14 protein-coding genes and 1 pseudogene are annotated in these 16,014 nt (G+C 70.9%); 6 read left to right on the forward strand and 9 right to left on the reverse strand.

Features of this window, described 5'->3' with window-relative positions:
• Positions 1 to 542: 542 nt before the first annotated feature.
• The gene (locus ACFFNX_RS21865) at positions 543 to 1,475 is read left to right on the forward strand and encodes a phosphatidylinositol-specific phospholipase C domain-containing protein (protein WP_378205197.1); all 933 of its coding nucleotides are present in this window, start codon (positions 543 to 545) and stop codon (positions 1,473 to 1,475) included.
• Between the two features lie 58 nt (positions 1,476 to 1,533).
• Here the strand turns inward: ACFFNX_RS21865 and ACFFNX_RS21870 are convergent, their stop codons facing one another.
• On the reverse strand, positions 1,534 to 3,960 hold the full coding sequence (locus tag ACFFNX_RS21870; RefSeq protein WP_378205200.1) for a DUF8508 domain-containing protein: 2,427 nt from the start codon (positions 3,958 to 3,960) through the stop codon (positions 1,534 to 1,536).
• 550 nt (positions 3,961 to 4,510) lie between these two features.
• Here ACFFNX_RS21870 and ACFFNX_RS21875 point away from each other — a divergent pair.
• From ACFFNX_RS21875 to ACFFNX_RS21885, 3 genes are all read left to right on the forward strand, one after another.
• Complete coding sequence (locus ACFFNX_RS21875; protein WP_378205203.1) at positions 4,511 to 5,002, forward strand: hypothetical protein; 492 nt, start codon at positions 4,511 to 4,513, stop codon at positions 5,000 to 5,002.
• A 93-nt stretch (positions 5,003 to 5,095) separates the two neighbouring features.
• Positions 5,096 to 5,845, forward strand: a complete 750-nt coding sequence (locus ACFFNX_RS21880; RefSeq protein ID WP_378205206.1) for a sigma-70 family RNA polymerase sigma factor — start codon at positions 5,096 to 5,098, stop codon at positions 5,843 to 5,845.
• A 34-nt stretch (positions 5,846 to 5,879) separates the two neighbouring features.
• On the forward strand, positions 5,880 to 6,362 hold the full coding sequence (locus tag ACFFNX_RS21885) for a methylated-DNA--[protein]-cysteine S-methyltransferase (protein WP_378205209.1): 483 nt from the start codon (positions 5,880 to 5,882) through the stop codon (positions 6,360 to 6,362).
• Here ACFFNX_RS21885 and ACFFNX_RS21890 read toward each other — a convergent pair.
• Entirely contained in the window at positions 6,346 to 6,924 is a 579-nt protein-coding gene (locus ACFFNX_RS21890) for a GNAT family N-acetyltransferase (protein WP_378205212.1), read from the reverse strand. The genes ACFFNX_RS21885 and ACFFNX_RS21890 overlap by 17 nt on opposite strands.
• Positions 6,925 to 7,020: 96 nt before the next feature.
• Between ACFFNX_RS21890 and ACFFNX_RS21895 the strand changes: the two genes are divergently transcribed.
• Positions 7,021 to 7,956, forward strand: coding sequence for an alpha/beta hydrolase (locus tag ACFFNX_RS21895; RefSeq protein ID WP_378205216.1), 936 nt, complete (start codon positions 7,021 to 7,023; stop codon positions 7,954 to 7,956).
• Positions 7,957 to 7,984: 28 nt separating this feature from the next.
• On the opposite strand, the gene ACFFNX_RS21900 is transcribed toward ACFFNX_RS21895, so the two are convergent.
• From ACFFNX_RS21900 to ACFFNX_RS21925, 6 genes and pseudogenes are all read right to left on the reverse strand, one after another.
• Complete coding sequence (locus ACFFNX_RS21900) at positions 7,985 to 9,052, reverse strand: MFS transporter (RefSeq protein ID WP_378205219.1); 1,068 nt, start codon at positions 9,050 to 9,052, stop codon at positions 7,985 to 7,987.
• Between the two features lie 162 nt (positions 9,053 to 9,214).
• Positions 9,215 to 10,450, reverse strand: coding sequence for a toxin glutamine deamidase domain-containing protein (locus ACFFNX_RS21905; protein ID WP_378205222.1), 1,236 nt, complete (start codon positions 10,448 to 10,450; stop codon positions 9,215 to 9,217).
• Complete coding sequence (locus tag ACFFNX_RS21910) at positions 10,357 to 11,787, reverse strand: hypothetical protein (protein WP_378205225.1); 1,431 nt, start codon at positions 11,785 to 11,787, stop codon at positions 10,357 to 10,359. The genes ACFFNX_RS21905 and ACFFNX_RS21910 overlap by 94 nt, the downstream gene beginning before the upstream one ends.
• 133 nt (positions 11,788 to 11,920) lie before the next feature.
• Positions 11,921 to 12,154: pseudogene (locus ACFFNX_RS21915) on the reverse strand (hypothetical protein); the annotation flags it as partial.
• A gap of 216 nt (positions 12,155 to 12,370) precedes the next feature.
• Complete coding sequence (locus ACFFNX_RS21920) at positions 12,371 to 13,219, reverse strand: pentapeptide repeat-containing protein (RefSeq protein ID WP_378205227.1); 849 nt, start codon at positions 13,217 to 13,219, stop codon at positions 12,371 to 12,373.
• 81 nt (positions 13,220 to 13,300) lie between these two features.
• Complete coding sequence (locus tag ACFFNX_RS21925) at positions 13,301 to 13,645, reverse strand: ArsR/SmtB family transcription factor (RefSeq protein ID WP_378205230.1); 345 nt, start codon at positions 13,643 to 13,645, stop codon at positions 13,301 to 13,303.
• A gap of 79 nt (positions 13,646 to 13,724) precedes the next feature.
• Between ACFFNX_RS21925 and ACFFNX_RS21930 the strand changes: the two genes are divergently transcribed.
• A complete protein-coding gene (locus ACFFNX_RS21930; RefSeq protein ID WP_378205233.1) occupies positions 13,725 to 14,936 on the forward strand; it encodes an MFS transporter in 1,212 nt (403 codons plus the stop codon).
• Positions 14,937 to 14,964: 28 nt separating this feature from the next.
• Here the strand turns inward: ACFFNX_RS21930 and ACFFNX_RS21935 are convergent, their stop codons facing one another.
• On the reverse strand, positions 14,965 to 15,786 hold the full coding sequence (locus ACFFNX_RS21935) for an alpha/beta fold hydrolase (protein WP_378205236.1): 822 nt from the start codon (positions 15,784 to 15,786) through the stop codon (positions 14,965 to 14,967).
• Between the last annotated feature and the right edge of the window lie 228 nt (positions 15,787 to 16,014).

A 16,014-nucleotide genomic window follows, 5' to 3' on the forward strand; every position in this document is an offset into this window, starting at 1 on the left:
CCGCGACGGCCAGCGCGACCGGCGCGTCCAGCGACGCGGCGCCGGTGGCGAGGTGGTCGCCGTGCCACACGCTGTCCAGGCCGACCGCCTCCGCGTGCCGCGCGGCGGCCGCAAGGTCGAGGTCCTGGGCGCTCTGCACGGCGACCGAGGGCAGGATGACGCCAATCCTCATCACGACACTCCCTTCGGCGCGAAGAACCGGGCATTCGCATGCTGCAACCTCAACCGAGGTGGAGGTCAACGCGTCACCGGGCCCGGGCCGTGGCGACGGCCCTCGGCCGCCCGGCGAACCCTCCCATGACATCAACGGTGACTGTTGTCGACAACCGATCGCAAATCGTTCACCGAAAAGTGCTTCCCCTCACTCGCATTCCGGTTTAACGTCCCCGGTGCGCGAATCGACTCCCTGGATTCCCCCGCTGCCCTCGGGAGGCTTGATGTCGTTCCACCGAATCACTCGCCGGGCCGTTACCGCCGTTTCGGCCGCCGTTCTGGCGGCGGCGGTCTGGCCCGGGACCCCGGCGCGCTCCGACGCCGCGTCCGTGGCCCAGACGACCGTCGTCGGAATCCACAACGCCTACAACAAGGCGGACTTCCCCTACCTGGCACAGGCGCTCGACGCGGGCGCCTCCATGATCGAACTGGACGCGTGGGACGACATCTTCACCCGTGAGTGGAAGGTCAGCCACGACAAGCCGACCAGCAACGACAACAACTGCGTTGACGCGTCGAGCCCCGCCGACATCTATTCCGGCGGTGCCAACAAAGACCTCGGCTCATGCCTGGACGACATCAAGTACTGGCTCGCCGCGCACCCCGCCCAGGGGCCCGTCTTCGTGAAGGTGGAGCTGAAGGCCGGTTTCCAGAACAATTACGGGATGGGGCCGAGCGCATTCGACGCCGAGGTGAATTCCCATCTCGGGGACACCCTCTTCCGGCCGGCCGACCTGCTCGGATCCCACGCGACCCTCGACGAGGCGGCGAAGGCGAACGCCTGGCCGAGCCGGTCCGCGCTGGCCGGCAAGGTCATCGTGTACGTCATCCCCGGCACGGTCGAGCTGGGCAACCCGACCGACACGCTGCACACCGACGTCGAGTACGCCACGTACCTGAAGAACCTCGAGGCGGCCGGGAACGTCCGTACCGCCACGACCTTCCCCGCCGTGCTCGGCGCGATGGGCGGAGACCCCCGCGCCCAGTACACCGACGCGAGCATCCGGCCGTGGTTCGTGGTCTTCGACGGCGACGCCGCGACGTACGTCGCCGGGGTCGACACCTCCTGGTACGACACGAACCACTACCTGCTGACGATGACCGACGCCCACAACGTGCCGCCCGCCCTGTCCGACACCGACCCGCCGGTGGCGGACGCCAAGGACCGGGTCGCCGAGCTGGCCGGCGACCACGCGAGCGTCGTGTCCTGCGACTGGTACGGCCTGCCGTCCGTGCTGTCGGAGGTCCTGCCGCGCGGCTGACGGCAACGAAAAAGACCTCCCGGCGCGGACACCGCGCCGGGAGGTCTCGCGTTCGCCCCTACGGGGTCATGCGCAGGACCTGCGGGTCGTGGTCGCTCGTCTGGTCGGTGTACTCGGCGTTGATGTGGACCACCTGGTACCGCACCCCGCGTACGCCGGGGCTCACCAGAATGTGGTCGAGCACCTCGGAGAGGCCGTCGAACACGTAGGTGTACTGCTCCTTGCGGGGGAGCGTGCTGATCAGGTCGGTGAGGATCGGCCGGCCGCGGCCGGTGGGCGAGCCGGTCCGCAGGACGGACAGCGCCGGGCTGAACTGGTAGTCGTTCAGGTCGCCGAGCACCACCACGTTCGCCTTCCGGTCCACCTTCTGGATCGCGCCGACGAAGTCGTGGACCGCCGTGGCCTGGGCCGCGCGCTGCTCGGCGGACGCCTGCGCGGGGTACTGGAAGCGGCCGTCCGCGTTCTGGTCGCCCAGCTTGGAGTCGAAGTGGTTGGCGATGACGAACACCGGCCTGTTCCGGAACCGGAACTCGCCCGCGAGCGGCTTGCGGCTGGCGTTCCACGCCGCGTCGGCCGGGTCCACGCGGCCCGGCGACAGGCTGAGCGCGGGCCTGCCCTTGATCTTCTCCACCGCCGTCGGGGTGGTCGAGCGGTTCACCGAGGACGAGCCCCGGTCCACGAACGACACCCGTGCCGGGTTGAACAGGAAGACCACCCGGATGTTGCCGCCGGGCTGCCCGCCGTCCTGGTCGTTGACCGGGTCGATCTCACGCCAGTCGTACTTCGGCCCACCCGCCGCGACGATCGCCGCGGTCAGCCTGGTCAGCGTCTGGTCGGCCGCCACGACACCGTCGTCGGTGGCGCCGGTGTTGTCCTGCACCTCCTCGACCGCGACGATGTCGGGCTTCGCCAGGTTCGTCACGACGCCCTGCGCCAGTCGCGTGTACTTGACGGCCGGGTCGCCGGGCGCGAGGTTCTCCACGTTGTACGTCGCGACCGCGAGCTGCCCGCCGCTCTGCGGAGCGGCGACGACCGGCGGCAGGTTCTTGTGCCGGACGGTGCCCACCTGCGTCGCGGCGATCGTGTAACCGCCGTACAGCGAGTAGTCGACCGGCCCGGCGGTCGCGCCCTGGAAGACGTCGCCGACCGAGACGCCCGGGTCGCTGCCGTCGACGGGCACGACCTCGACCCGGCCGGACGGCACGGCGTTCTCGGCGCGGAGCTCGGTGCCGCCGCGGTACGTCGGCACCTGTGCCGGCTTGGTCGTGACGTACTGCTCGCCGTAGGAGTTGGAGGGGCCGACCACGCGGGCGTCGTCGACCTCGACGCGCATGCCCTCGCGCGACTCCCAGAAGTCCAGCGCCGAGCGGCCCGGCGTGACCGGCGTCGACTCGATGTTCGCCCCGCCGAGATCCGGGGCGTACGCCGCCGGCACCGTGGAGGGCGTGATGACCTCGGCGGCCGGCAGGGCGTTGCCGTGGGACAGGACGCTCGCGGACGCGCCGCTGATCTCGGTCACCGACAGGTTCGAGGTGTTCTGCACCGTGTCGCCGCTCGCGAGCGGGTAGTAGTCCTTGACCGTGCCCGAGACGAGGACGGAGTCGCCGACCGCCACGCCCGGCGAGGTGGAGTAGACGAACAGGCCCTCGCTGGTGGCCGGGTTCGTGTCCGGCGTGGGGTCCTGGATCCAGTAGCCGCGGCTGCTGCCCGACGTACGGATCGCGGTCACGACGCCGGGCACGTTCGTGACCTGCTCGTCGTCGTGCGGGGAGATCCAGCTCGCGCCCTGGATGTCGTGGATGCGGAGCGGGCCGGGCTCCCCGCCGCCTCCACCGCCGTCGCCTCCGCCGGCGTTCGCGGCGCCGGGCGTCGGGTCGCCCGCGGTGAAGTCGGCGGAGTTGTCGTCGCTGTCGGCCTTGTCGGAGCGCTGCACGGAGGTGGTGTTGGAGGCGCCCGCGGCCGGCGCCGTCTCCCGCAGCGCCGCCGTGCCGAAGCCGACCAGGTCGACCGAGGCGCTCTGGCATGCCGCCGGATCCGCACAGGTCAGCGCCGTGGTGCCGGAGACGAGCGCGACCGTGCCGGAGGTGGCGGACATCGCGATGCCACCACTCGCCTGCGTCGCCGGCAACGCCTGGGTGCCGCCCGCGCCCTTCGCCTCGCCGACCAGGTAGAAGCCGCCCGGGGCGATCGAGCCGCTGAGCGGGGTGACCTGCCACGCGCCGGTCGCGCCGCCGGAGTGGTACTGGACCGACCAGCCGTCGAGGCTCACCGCGGCGTCGCTCCGGTTCGTGAGCTCGATGAAGTCGTTGGTGTAGGTGGCGCCCGAGTTCCCCCCGCCGCCGTACACCTCGTTGATCACCACCGACGTCGCCGGCGTGGCGGACGCCGGTGCATCGCCGCCGGCGACCAGCGCGGCGAGCGCGAGACCGCAGACGGCGGTACCCGCGGTCGCCCGCGTCAGCCCGGACAGAACATGGACGCGCAAGAGATCCTCCGATGACCGTTTTATGTCGGTCACCCATGATGATGGGGAGACGTCCGCGATGAAATGGCGCGGAGGCGTATTTCTTGCGAACGGTCGGCCCGCGCCGTAACGGTCCTCCGGGCCACCGGGAACGCAGAGTGAGCGGGCGGGCACACAGGCGCCGCACGGTGGGCGAACGTGCCCAACCGGCGCCGCCGGGACCGGCGACTTCCGCCGTCGCGGACCCCGCTCCGGCTCCGCTAGGGGGCCCATGGGAGTCGCTTCCCGAGATGGCCGAAACCGGCCGATATATCGCCAGGTCGCCGCTATACCCCGATCAGGGCTGCCGCTCGCCGGGCCCTCCGTCGCGTAAGTCCAATGCCGGTTACTTACCAGGTCGGTCCCGGTCAGTAGGAATCGGACGGGTACAACGACGGCGAGCCGTCGTACGCGGCCCTGTTCATGGTCGGACGCGCCGGCGCGCGGGGAACCTCGTGGCCATCACCAAATAGCGAGAACGGACACATAAATGACATCTTTCATCCTTAATGAGGGGGCGGCGCGTGCCTGGGTGAGAAGCCTGATTACGGCCTATGAGCTCGCCGCCATGAATGGCGACCCCGGCGGTCCGGCGTCCGTGTCGTTGCCGCAGATCGGCATGGACTGGCGACCGCGCGAGCCGGGCCAGGAGGATGCCGTCGCCTCCCTGGTGCGCTGCGCCCAGGACCAGGCCGGGATCCTGGTCCCCGCGGCGGACACGGAGGTGGCGCTGGAGTTCGTCGACGACGGGGACGACTGGAGCTATCGCTTCATCCTCCACGTACGGGCGCCGGTGCCGGTGACGCTCGCCTCTCCGCCCAGAGAGGTCCATCGCATCGGAGAGGACGCCGTCTTCGGGGTCGACGCGGCCGTCGGAGTTCTGCGCGAGGCGGCCCTGGTCGCGGGGGACCTGAGGAGGCAGCTGGCGGCGTTCGCCGAGGCGTACGCCCGGCCGTACCCGGGCGGCGCCGGGCCCGGGAGGAGGGACGCGTTCGAGGCTCAGGCGCGCGCCGACCTCAACTGAGGTGCTCGGCGGCCAGTCACGGGAGGATCCGGCGGAAAAGTGTTATCCGGTGTCCACCGGCCGCGTCTCCCGACTGTGAAAGAGTCCAAGACCGTGACACCCCCGCTTCCCGGCGTCCGTACGGTCCGCGCGGCCCAGCGCGGTGACGAACGGGCGCTCGCGGACCTGGCCTCGGGGTGCCTGCCGCTCCTCTACAACATCGTCGGCCGGGCGCTGAACGGCCATGCGGACGTGGACGACGTCGTGCAGGAGACGCTCCTGCGGGCGTTGCGCGGCGTCTCCGGCCTCCGGCAGCCGGACTCCTTCCGCTCCTGGCTGGTCGCGGTGGCGATCCGGCAGATCCGCGACCATCACCGGTCCCGGCCGCCCGTGACGCCGCTCGACGACGTTCCCGAGGTGGCCGATCCGGGCGCCGACTTCGCCGAGGCGACGATCCTGCGGCTCAGCCTGTCCGGGCAGCGCAGGGAGATCGCCGAGGCGACCCGGTGGCTCGACGCCGACGACCGCGAACTGCTGTCGCTGTGGTGGCTGGAGGAGGGCGGCCTGCTCGAACGCGCCGACCTGGTGGCCGCCCTCGACCTGCCGGGCCCGCACGTCGCGGTACGCGTCCGGCGGATGAAGGAACGGCTCGACCTCGGCCGCGCCGTGGTGCGGGCGCTCGGCGACCCGGACGCCTTCACCGCCACCGACCTGGGCGTACGCGTCGCCGCGCGGCATCTCGGCCTGCCCGGCACCCCGGCGGCGCTGATCCGCCACTCCGCGGCGTGGCGGCCCTGGCGTGCGTACGCGGTGCAGCACCTGTGGGCCACCGGCGACCACGCCATCAACCGGATTCCCGCCTGAGACCCTTCGACTCCGACCTGATCAGGATCAACTCATGTCCCATACCGTCGTGGACAGTCCCCTCGGCCCGCTCACGCTCGTCGCCACCGGCGACGCCCTCACCGGCCTGTACATGGAGCGGCAGCGGTACCGGCCCGAGCCCGAGACCTTCGGCGATCGCGACGACGCGCCCTTCGCCGAGGCGGCGCGGCAGCTGGAGGAGTACTTCGCCGGGAGGCGCACCCGCTTCGACCTGCCGCTCGCCCCGGTCGGCACGCCGTTCCAGCGGCAGGTCTGGGAGGCGCTGCGGGCGATCCCGTACGGGCGGACCGTGTCGTACGGACAGCTCGCCGACCGGCTCGGCCGGCCTGCCGCCGCCCGCGCCGTCGGCCTGGCCAACGGCCACAACCCCATCGGCATCATCGTGCCCTGCCATCGGGTCGTGGGCGCGAACGGCGACCTGACCGGTTACGGCGGCGGGCTGGACCGCAAGCGGCACCTGCTGGACTTCGAGCGGAGCGTCAGCGAGCGGTCCTGACGTCGCGGCGGGCGCGCCACTCGTCCTCGAGCACCGCGTACACGACCTCGTCGGTCCACTCGCCCTTGACCATCTCGTTCTGCACCAGATGCGCCTCGCGGCGCATGCCGAGACGTTCGAGGACGCGGGCGGAGGCGGTGTTGCGGCCGTCGAGGCGGCCGACGAGACGGTGCAGGCCCAGCTCCTCGAAGCCCAGGCGGAGGATCACCTCGGCGGCCTCGGTCGCGTAGCCGCGCCCTCCGAAGTCGGGGTGGAAGATGTAGCCGATCTCGCCCTGGCGGTGTTTCTCGCTGGTCCAGAAGAGCTGGACGTCGCCGATCACCTTGCCGGCCTCGGGCAGCTCGACGGCGAGTGTCAGGTTGTCGCCCTCCTTGGCCAGCCCGGAGGCGGCGATCTTTTCGGCGAGCGATCCGCGCGACTGGGTGCGGTCTCGCGGGCCCCAGTACAGGTAGCGGGTCACGTCGGGGCGGGACTGGATGTCGACGAGATCGTCGAGGTCGCCTTCGGCGTAGAGGCGCAGCAGCAGCCGCTCGGTCTTGATCGGGAGCTCGGGAGACAACACCGGTCGATGGTAGTGACCGGTCCGGCGACATCGCGAGGAGTTTTTCGCCGACCTGGGGGGTTTCGTGGCCGGGCCCGCCTGCGGCACGCTGGAGCGATGCTGATCACGACCGGCGCGGACGTCGCCGATGAGACACGCGCGTTCAACCAGACCCTGGCCGAGACTCTCGCCGCTCTTCCGGCCCACCACGAGGTGAACGACCCCGTGGCGTCGCGGGCGGCACGGGCCCGCGGCGAGGGCGCCTTCCCGGCCCCGGTGCGCCTGGACGCAGGCCGGGACCGCGCGATCCCCGGCCGCGCCGGGCAGATTACGCTGCGGGTGTTCACGCCCCCGGTCGTCCGCGGCGTTCACCTGCACATCCACGGCGGCGGCTGGACGTTCGGCTCGGCCTCCGACCAGGACGGCCTGTTGTGGGGCCTCGCACAGGCCGCCGAGATCGCCGTGGTCAGCGTCGACTACCGGCTCTCACCCGAGCACCCCTACCCGGCCGCCCCGGACGACTGCGAGGACGCGGCGCGCTGGCTGGTCGCGAACGCCCGGAGCGAGTTCGGCACCGACCGGCTGACGATCGGCGGCGAATCGGCCGGCGCGCACCTGTCCGCGGTCACCCTCCTGCGTCTCGGCGGGGAGGGATTCCGCGCGGCCCAGCTGACGTTCGGGGCCTTCGACCTGTCGATGACGCCCAGCCAGCGGCTGTGGGGCGAGCCGAACCTCGCCCTGTCCACGCCGATCATGGCCTGGTTCTACGACCAGTTCCTGCCGGGTACCGGCGCCGAGGCACGTCGGGCGCCGGACATCTCCCCGTTGTACGCCGACCTGAGCGGCCTGCCGCCGGCCCGTTTCGTGGTCGGCACGCGCGACCCGCTGCTGGATGACACCTTGTTCATGGCGGCGCGCTGGCGCGCGGCGGGCAACGAGACCACGCTGGAGGTGGTCGCCGAGGCCGCCCACGGGTTCCTCTCCCATCCGCTGACGGTCGCCGAGCGCGAGCTGGCCGCACAGGCGGAGTACCTGGCCAAGGCCGTCGCCTGAGGTCAGGTGCGATCAACGCGACCGGCGGTCAGCCGCGCGGGCGCCGCGGCAGCAGTAGTCCGGCCGCCGCCATGACCAGGCCGAGCCCGGCCGCGAGGAGGAAGACCCGGTCGTAACCGGCGGCGAGGGCGGCCGGGGAGTTCCCGCCGGCCTCCCGCGTTCCGGCGCCGGCGGCGGTCGCGAGCACCGCCAGGCCCACCGACCCACCGATGATCCCCGCGTCGCCCTCGGGTGCGTCGGCGGTGGCCGCGGCCATGAGAGTGGGGAAGGTCAGCCCGACGCCGACCGCGATGAGCAGCGTGGGCCCGAGCACGCCGATGACGTGGCCGCTGTCGGCGTGAGCCCGGGAGAGCCAGCCGAAACCGGCCACGAGACAGCCGCAGCCGGCCGCCACCAGCGGACGCACACCGGTGCGCGGCAGCAGGGCGGTGGCCCATCGTGCGATCACCATGAAGGTCACCGCCGCGGGTGTCTGCCCGAGCCCGGCGCGCAGCCCGCCATAACCCAGGACGTTCTGCAGGAACAGCGACGTGAAGTACCACATCGCGATGGCGACCCCGCCGAACAGCAGCAGCATGCCGTTGCCGACGGCCACCCCTCGGATCCCGAACAGCCGCAGGGGCATCAGCGGCCGGGCGGCGAAGCGCGCCTCCACCACGATGAAGACGACGAGCAGAAGCACGCCCGCCGCGACCGGCACGGACGTCCAGCCGTGATCGGCGCTCCGCTGACCCCGTAGATCAGCGCGGCCAGCCCCGCCGTCCCGGTGACCGCGCCGGCGAGGTCGAACGACTCCCGCCGGCCGGTCCGCGTACCGGCGGGGGACAGCATGGCCACGACGATCAGCATCGCGCCGATCGGTACGTTGATAAGGAAGACCCACCGCCTCAAGTCCGGTCGCCGGACCGCCGACCAGACTCGGGGCGGAGAACAGGAACAGCCCGGCGACCAGCATCCGGCAATGGCCGAACAGGTCGGCGGCACGGCCACCCAGCAGCATGAAACCGGCGAAGGTGAGCAGGTAGCCGCACGCCAGGGCCAGGACCATCCAGACCGGCCCGGTCCTCGCCTCCGCGTGGCTGCGGGTGGACGTCACAAGCGTCTCCTGAACCTGGCATGCCGGACCGGCGCCCCGAGCGCGTCGATCGCGCTGTCGTAGATCGGGCCCAGCCCGCGTAAGCCCAAAACCCACATTCAGTTGATCTTGTTTCGGTCGAGGCGGGCGGGTCGGAGCGAGTCTCGCCGGAACGGAGGAACCTCACCGGCGGGTCAGGACGGTGACGCTGACACACGCTCGCTGGCCGGTGGGTATGAGTTCGCCGGTGAAGGTGTAGGCGCTGCGGTGTGGTGATGTCCAGGCGATCCCGGCGGAGTCGTGCTCGATGTGCGGGGCTGGCGTTTGATGAGCGGTGATGTCATCTCTCAGAGCGCCGGCGTAGGCCGTCGGTGAACCCCGGTATGGGTGTCGCCGCGGTTGGAAGACGGTGGACGGGGGGATCGGGGGCCCATCGGTGGAAGCGGCGGCGGAAGTATTCAGGTGGGTGGGGCTCTTGTCGTCGGGGTGGTACAGCAGCAGGCCGATCTGCTGGGCGTCGGCGGGTAGTTCGGCGAGGGTGCCGGCTTGGCCGTCGAGGAAGACCACGCCGTCGTCGGTGTTCACGACGTTGAACAGGTGGCCGGAGCCGTCGGGGCGTGCGATGTAGACCGCGCCGCGGTTGCCGGGCCGTTGCCGGACCTGCTCGATGATGCCGTCGTAGTCGACCACCGTGACCCAGCGGCCTTGGTATCTGTCCTTGAGCCGGAACGCGCCGTAGAAGTCGCGGGTGCTGGCGGGTGGAATCTTGATCTTGGTGTGGCCATCGAGCATGTAGTCGACCGCGAGGACCGCGCCGTTGCAGTTCAATTCGTTGCCGGTCGGGTTGAGCCGGGATAGGGACGGAAATCGCTGGGTGATGAGTCGGGCCACGTCGGCCTTGGCTGCTGCGCGTCCGGCCGGGTCCGGGTGCGTGGTCCAGGTGTCGCGGCTGATCGACGGCAGCGAGGTCACTCCAGGGATCGACTGATTGAGCCGGGGCCAGCGGCCACCCCCCGACACCGCAGCCTCACCGGCTCGTCCGGTCGGCAGCAGCACGATCGAGGTGGGAACGTCCTCATCGCCATATTCGGCATCAGAAGGCAGCATCCCGTCTGGCAGCGCCGGCGGCTCCGGCAACGGCCGCGCGCCTCGCTGTGCGGGCAGCCCCTCCGCCGAGTCTCCTGCGGGCGCCTCTACCCGCATCGGCGGCCGACCGGGCGCGCCGGGGCGAAAAGGGGTTCCCGGCCGGCGTGAAGAACCGATGCTCGTCTCGTTGATATCCGTCTCTAGAGATACGTGCCGACCGAGGAGGAGAGACCAAGTTTCTATACCGAAATCGTAGCCGTTCTCGGCTTTGAATTTAGCAAGATCGAGCTGCACTTCTCTAATCGCTTGAACGTTGCTGGAGTTACGCGCCACACCAGAACGACACGGTCTATGTCCTTCCAGGTAAGGTCTCCATGGATCTGCGCCTCAAAGTACCAAAAACATCTCGGCAAATCACCGGAATCCTTCGCGCGGAGCACGCCTTCGTCATAGGCGAAGTTGGTCGCTTTGGCAAACGCCAGCCGAATCTCCATTTCATTGCCGTGTACGAGTAGCGGAAAAAGGTCGTTGGGGCCGGTCACCCCGCCGGCACCTTCCAGCTTCGGGGCGAAGCTGTCCTTTGGCGTGAACGTGGCCCTGTCGCGAACCTCGGCCTTTAGGTGAAATACCACGTTAGCGCCGCCCATGGTGGCCAGTATGCCCTCTGGCCGAAGCGGCGACATCAGTGCCGCATATTTTGGAAGTTCCAATCGATCGGATCCATCTGGACTGAAATCATTGCCCGAGGCTTTCGCCTGCGGGTCACCATATATTCCGCCCGCATTGGTGTTGCGTTTTACCGTGGCAGAGTATCCCAGCAGCTCTTCTACTTTTCCGCGCATATTCTTGTAGGGGTAGCCTGTATCGAGCTTCGTGGTCCATACATTCTTCAGGGCTATTTGATTATCTGAGAGAACGGCTTGGATGCTCTTGAGTTCAACGTTGACCGTGAGGTTCATTCGATGACGCAAGAAGTCGTGAACCTTCTCTATCAGGCCGTTGACGCGTACATCATGTATCGGATAGCCATCGGCCCAGTGAGACCATTTGCCCCGCAACAGATCGATCAGCGCGTCACGCTCGGCGGCCGCGACCTGCCGTCCACGCCGTTCGGCGAGCACCATGGCGGCGACCTGTGAGGGGCGAAGCGCTGCCCAGTCGGTGCGATCCCGCATGGCATCGAAGATCGACCGATCCTCAACGATATTCCGGTGACGCTGCCACAGCGCCTGGATATAAGTGCTGTCCGCGCTGCCAGGTGATGTGCGCGAGGCAGCGAGTTGTTCGTGCTCGAGGCGGGACAGTTCTTCGCTGAACGGTGCTGCAGCACCTGGCTCCAGCAGGCGCCTGGCGAGTTCGAGATCACGTCCGCTGGGGACCATTCGTTGCGATACCGGTGCGTCGCCTTCGCTGCCGACCTGACCCGCCGCACCGTAGTCGGTCAGTGGCATCGGGTCGCCGATCGCCGCCAGCGCGCTCCGGAGAGTCTCGATCCGTTCCGGGACCGAACCGGCAGCACCCACCAGAGCATCGGCCTGCTCGACTGCTGCCGTGGTTCCTGCACGCGCCCAGACGCCCAGCCATTCCTTGACCGATGGCTGAGGGCCGGCCGGCCCCCCAGGCGCAGGAGGGCGGAGTCCGGTCAAAGAACCGTCAGCGACCTTCGCCACTCTCAGGTCCGGTTCGGGGGCGGGCCGCAGAACCACCGGCTCGCCCGCTACCCCACCGGACTCCAGCGTGATCGACCCATCCGATCGGAGCCTCGCCAAGCCGGCCTGAACACACGCCCCGCCCGCCATCGCGCTACGCCGCGACGTACGCCACCCCACAAACGGCCCGGCCGCCGACCGCACACCATCCACCCCCCACACGCCCCCAGTCTTTTCCCACCGGACCGCGGGGCTTGCGCACCACTCCCGCCCGGAAATAGGTAAGAACGCCAAAGTCTCTCAGCGTCCTCGCAGTCGTCCGGAGCGGGGCCGGGTAGGGGCGCCCGGGTGAGAGCCGGTAGTCGACGCTGACCACTGCGATCTCGGTGGCCTGCGCGAGGCCCTACAACAGGCCGGGGCGAGCCGAACGTCCAGCCGCCGCCGTGGATGTGCAGGTGGACGCCGCGGACGGCCGGGGGCGTGAGCACCCGCAGCGGAATCCGCCCGGCGCGGCCGGGGACCGCGCGATCCCCGGCCTGCGTGAGCCCGCACGCAGGCCTCGACATCGCGATCAGTCCTCGGCCGGATCTGGAGATCTGCCCCCTCACTCCGGCTCAGAAATTCGATGCCGGTCCGAGAGGCGCGGCCCCGCGCCGGGCCAGTGCGCGGGGCGTACGCGCGCGGTCGGCAGGTGTGTGCGGGTGTCGCCCCGGGCGGCGTCCAGCTGGGCCTGGGTGAGGAACAGGCTCGTGCTCAGGTCGGCGCCCCGAACGTCGGCGTCGCGCAGGTCCGCGCCGGTGAGGTCGGCGCGGTCCAGGTCGGCGTTCCTCAGGTCCGCGCCGATGAGCAGGGCACCGCGCAGGTTCGCGCCGCGCAGGTCCCGGCGACGGAGGTCCCGGCCCATGAGGTCGGCGCCGCGATGGTCGTGCCCGGGGGTCCCGGCGCGTGCCAGTTCGCCGACGTGGGACAGCAGCGTGTTGACCTCGTGTCGCCACGCGGCGACGTCGACCTTCAGCAGGGCGTCGGGATCGCCCTCGGTGAGACGCTCGATCTCCCGGCGTTTGCCGTCGATCCGGTCGGCCAGCGGGCGGGTCGAGGGCAGCGCCAGCGCCTCGGTCAGGTACCACAGCAGCTCGTGCAGGTCGCGCATGATCGGAAAGACCGCGAACATCCGGCGTGCGGAGCCCGGGTCGGCGCGCCAGTCACGGCCGCCGAAGGTGTGCCGGGAGACCTTCTGGCCCGCCCCGAAACAGTCATAGACGGTGCAGCCGCGAAATCCCTTGTCGCGCAGGTCCGCGTGGATGCCGCAGCGGAAGTCGGCGCGCAGGTTGGGGCAGGGCCGCCCGGCGCCCTTGTCGATCGCGAAGTCCACCGAGGCCGCGAAGGCCGGTGCGACGCAGCACAGCGCGAAACAGTTCGCGCAGTCGGCGCGCAGCTCTCGTTGATCGGGCAAGCCGGATCCCCCGTGACGATTCAGCCGATTCGTCGCAGCCTAGTGCTGCGGCACGCCTGGTCGCTCCTGCGGCGAAGCCCGTCACCAGCCGGCGATGACCTGGCGTCCCTGGGGGATGGCGAGGTCGAGCAGGCCGGGGAACCGGGCGTCGAGGTCGTCGCGGCGGAGCCGGTTGAGCCGCCGGGTGCCCTCGTCCCGCTGGCGGATCACGCCGGCCTCGCGCAGGGCCTTGAAGTGGCCGCTCTGCGTGGACTTGCTGACCGGCAGCGCGAACGTCGTGCACGCGAGCTCGCCGTCCGGCTCGACGTCGGCGAGCCGGGCGACGATCGCCAGCCGGACCGGGTCGCCGAGAGCGGCGAGCACGGTGGTGAACCGCAGCTCGGCACTGTCGGGGTGCAGGAGTTCGGTCGCGGTCCGGCTCGCCATGGCATCCAGCATAACCGTCATGTTCGGCAAGTCCGAACATCTGTTATGTTCGCGTTTCCCGAACATGATGGAGACGCGAATGCCGTTCGACCTCACCGCCGCGCGCCGCGCCCGTACGCCCGCCCACCGCCCACGGGGCTCGCGGCCTCGACGATGGCGCTTCTGGGCCGTCGCCTACACGCTGCTGATCCTGCTGACCGGCACGAACCTGCCGACGCCGCTCTACCGCGGGTACGCGGTGAAGTTCGGCTTCTCGCCACTGGTCGTGACGCTGATCTTCGCCGCGTACGCGGCCGTCCTGATCCCCTCACTGCTGGTGGCCGGACCGCTGTCGGACGTGGTGGGGCGCCGGGCCGTACTGGTGCCGGCGGTGGCCCTGGCCGCCCTCGGCTCACTGGTGTTCGCCCTGGCAGAGGGCACGGCATGGCTGTTCGCGGCCCGAATCCTGCAGGGCGCCGCGCTCGGCGCGGCCTCGGGGCCGCTGACGGCGGCGCTGACCGAGCTGGAACCCGGGGGCGACCGCCGCAGGGCGGCCCTGGTCGCCACCGTGGCCTCCGCCGGCGGGCTCGGACTCGGACCGGTGCTGGCCGGACTGCTCGCCCAGTACGCCCCGGCGCCGCACGTGCTGCCGTTCGCGGTGGAGCTCGTGCTGCTCGTACCGGGCGCGGCGACGATCGCGACGCTGCCGACGAGGCGTTCCGGCGCCCGGTGGGTCCCGCGCCGCCCGCAGATCCCCGCCGTGACACGGACGGTGTTCGCGACCAGCGGGACGGCGAGCTTCCTGGCCTTCGCCGTGATCGGGCTGTTCCTCACCCTCGTTCCCACGTACGTCGCCACCCTGTCCGGCAGCGGGAACCCGCTGCTGGGCGCCGCGGTCGTGGTGCTGATGCTGGCCTGCTCCACGCTCGCCCAGCTCGCCGCCTACGGCCGGCCGGCGCGGCGGCTGGAATCGGCCGGGCTCCCACTGCTCGCCACGGGCCTGGTGCTGCTCGCCGCCGCCGGCACGTTGTCCTCACTCGCGTTGCTGCTCGTCGCGACCGTGATCGCCGGTGTCGGCCAGGGCCTGGTGTTCCTCGGCGGCCTCACCGCGGTGAACCAGGCGGCGCCGGCCGGCCGCCACGCGGACATCCTGTCCAGCTTCTACGTGGTGCTCTACCTCGGCGTCGGCGTGCCGGTCGTCGGCGTGGGGTTCCTCGCCACCGCGGTCGGGCTTCTCGTCGCCGTACGGTACTTCGCCGGCGTCATCGCCGGGCTGTGCGTGGTGGTGCTGCTCGCCCGCGCCCGCCGCTGATCGCGTGGCGCGGGCCCCGGGTCGGCGATCAGGGGCGTCGTTCCAGGAAGCCGGTGAGCACGGCCCGCAACGCGCCCGGGGCGTCGAGGTGAACGTCGTGCCCGGCGCCGGGGACGGTCACCATCGCCGTGCCCGGCCGCGCCGACGCCATCTCACGCTGCTCGGCGAGGGAGATGATGCCGGACTCACCGAGGACGACGAGCGCCGGGCAGGCCACCTGCCGCCACTCGTTCCAGAAGGACGGGCGGACCAGTCCGGCCACGGACCGGACCATCATCTCGGCGTCGAACCGCGGCCACCACCCGTCGCCACGCGGCTCCAGCCCGGCGGCCCAGCCCGCTCCGGCCGGGCCGCCGCCGAAGAATCGCGCCGCCTCATCGAGCGAGCCGAACGGCACGGGCCAGGAGCCGAGCCAGGCGCCGATCCGGTCCACGTCGCGCGCATCCATGCCGCGGGCGCCCGCCTCGACCATCACCAGCGCCCGTACGAGATCGGGGCGGGCGGCGGCGACCAGCATCGCGGTGTTCCCGCCGAGGGACTGCCCGACCAGGGCGACGTCGTCCAGGCGCAGCGCGGTGATGACCTCGATGACGTCCGCCATATACGCCGGCCGGGACATGTCACCGCCGGGCGGACGGCGCTCGCTCGCGCCGTGCCCGCGCTGGTCCAGCGTCACCACGCGGTGCCGTCCATGCATCCCGGCGACCGTGGCGTCCCACTCGCCGCCGTACCCGGCGAGCCCGTGCAGGAACAGGACGGGACGCCCGTCTCCTCCGTGGTCACGTGCGACCAGCCGGACCCCGTCTCGTACGACCGTGCGCTCCGTCCAGACGGGGTCCGGTTCGCTCATCGCCCGCCCCGTCTCCTGCCGTCGTCCGATGTGAGTACGTCGCCGTGCCCGGCCCGGGTCTCGTGCCGGGGCGTGCGACCGCCCGCATCGTACGGCGGCGAGGTCGAGGGCGGCCGGAGAGTCGCGGTCACTCGGTCGCGGCGGAGGCGTCCTCCGCCGGCCGGTCCCGGGCCGCCAGTTCCTCGCGTACGGCCTGCAGGTGCGCCTCGGCGCGAGCGGCCCGTTCGC

It is taken from the genome of Actinoallomurus acaciae, from assembly GCF_042429965.1.
GTDB lineage: Bacteria > Actinomycetota > Actinomycetes > Streptosporangiales > Streptosporangiaceae > Actinoallomurus > Actinoallomurus acaciae.

Bases quoted from the DNA above. Each gene is read 5' to 3' on its own strand.
- ACFFNX_RS21885 (WP_378205209.1), top strand. From the start codon at position 5,880: ATGTCCCATACCGTCGTGGACAGTCCCCTCGGCCCGCTCACGCTCGTC.
- ACFFNX_RS21895 (WP_378205216.1), top strand. From the start codon at position 7,021: ATGCTGATCACGACCGGCGCGGACGTCGCCGATGAGACACGCGCGTTC.
- ACFFNX_RS21925 (WP_378205230.1), bottom strand. From the start codon at position 13,645: ATGGCGAGCCGGACCGCGACCGAACTCCTGCACCCCGACAGTGCCGAG.
- ACFFNX_RS21930 (WP_378205233.1), top strand. From the start codon at position 13,725: ATGCCGTTCGACCTCACCGCCGCGCGCCGCGCCCGTACGCCCGCCCAC.
- ACFFNX_RS21935 (WP_378205236.1), bottom strand. From the start codon at position 15,786: ATGAGCGAACCGGACCCCGTCTGGACGGAGCGCACGGTCGTACGAGAC.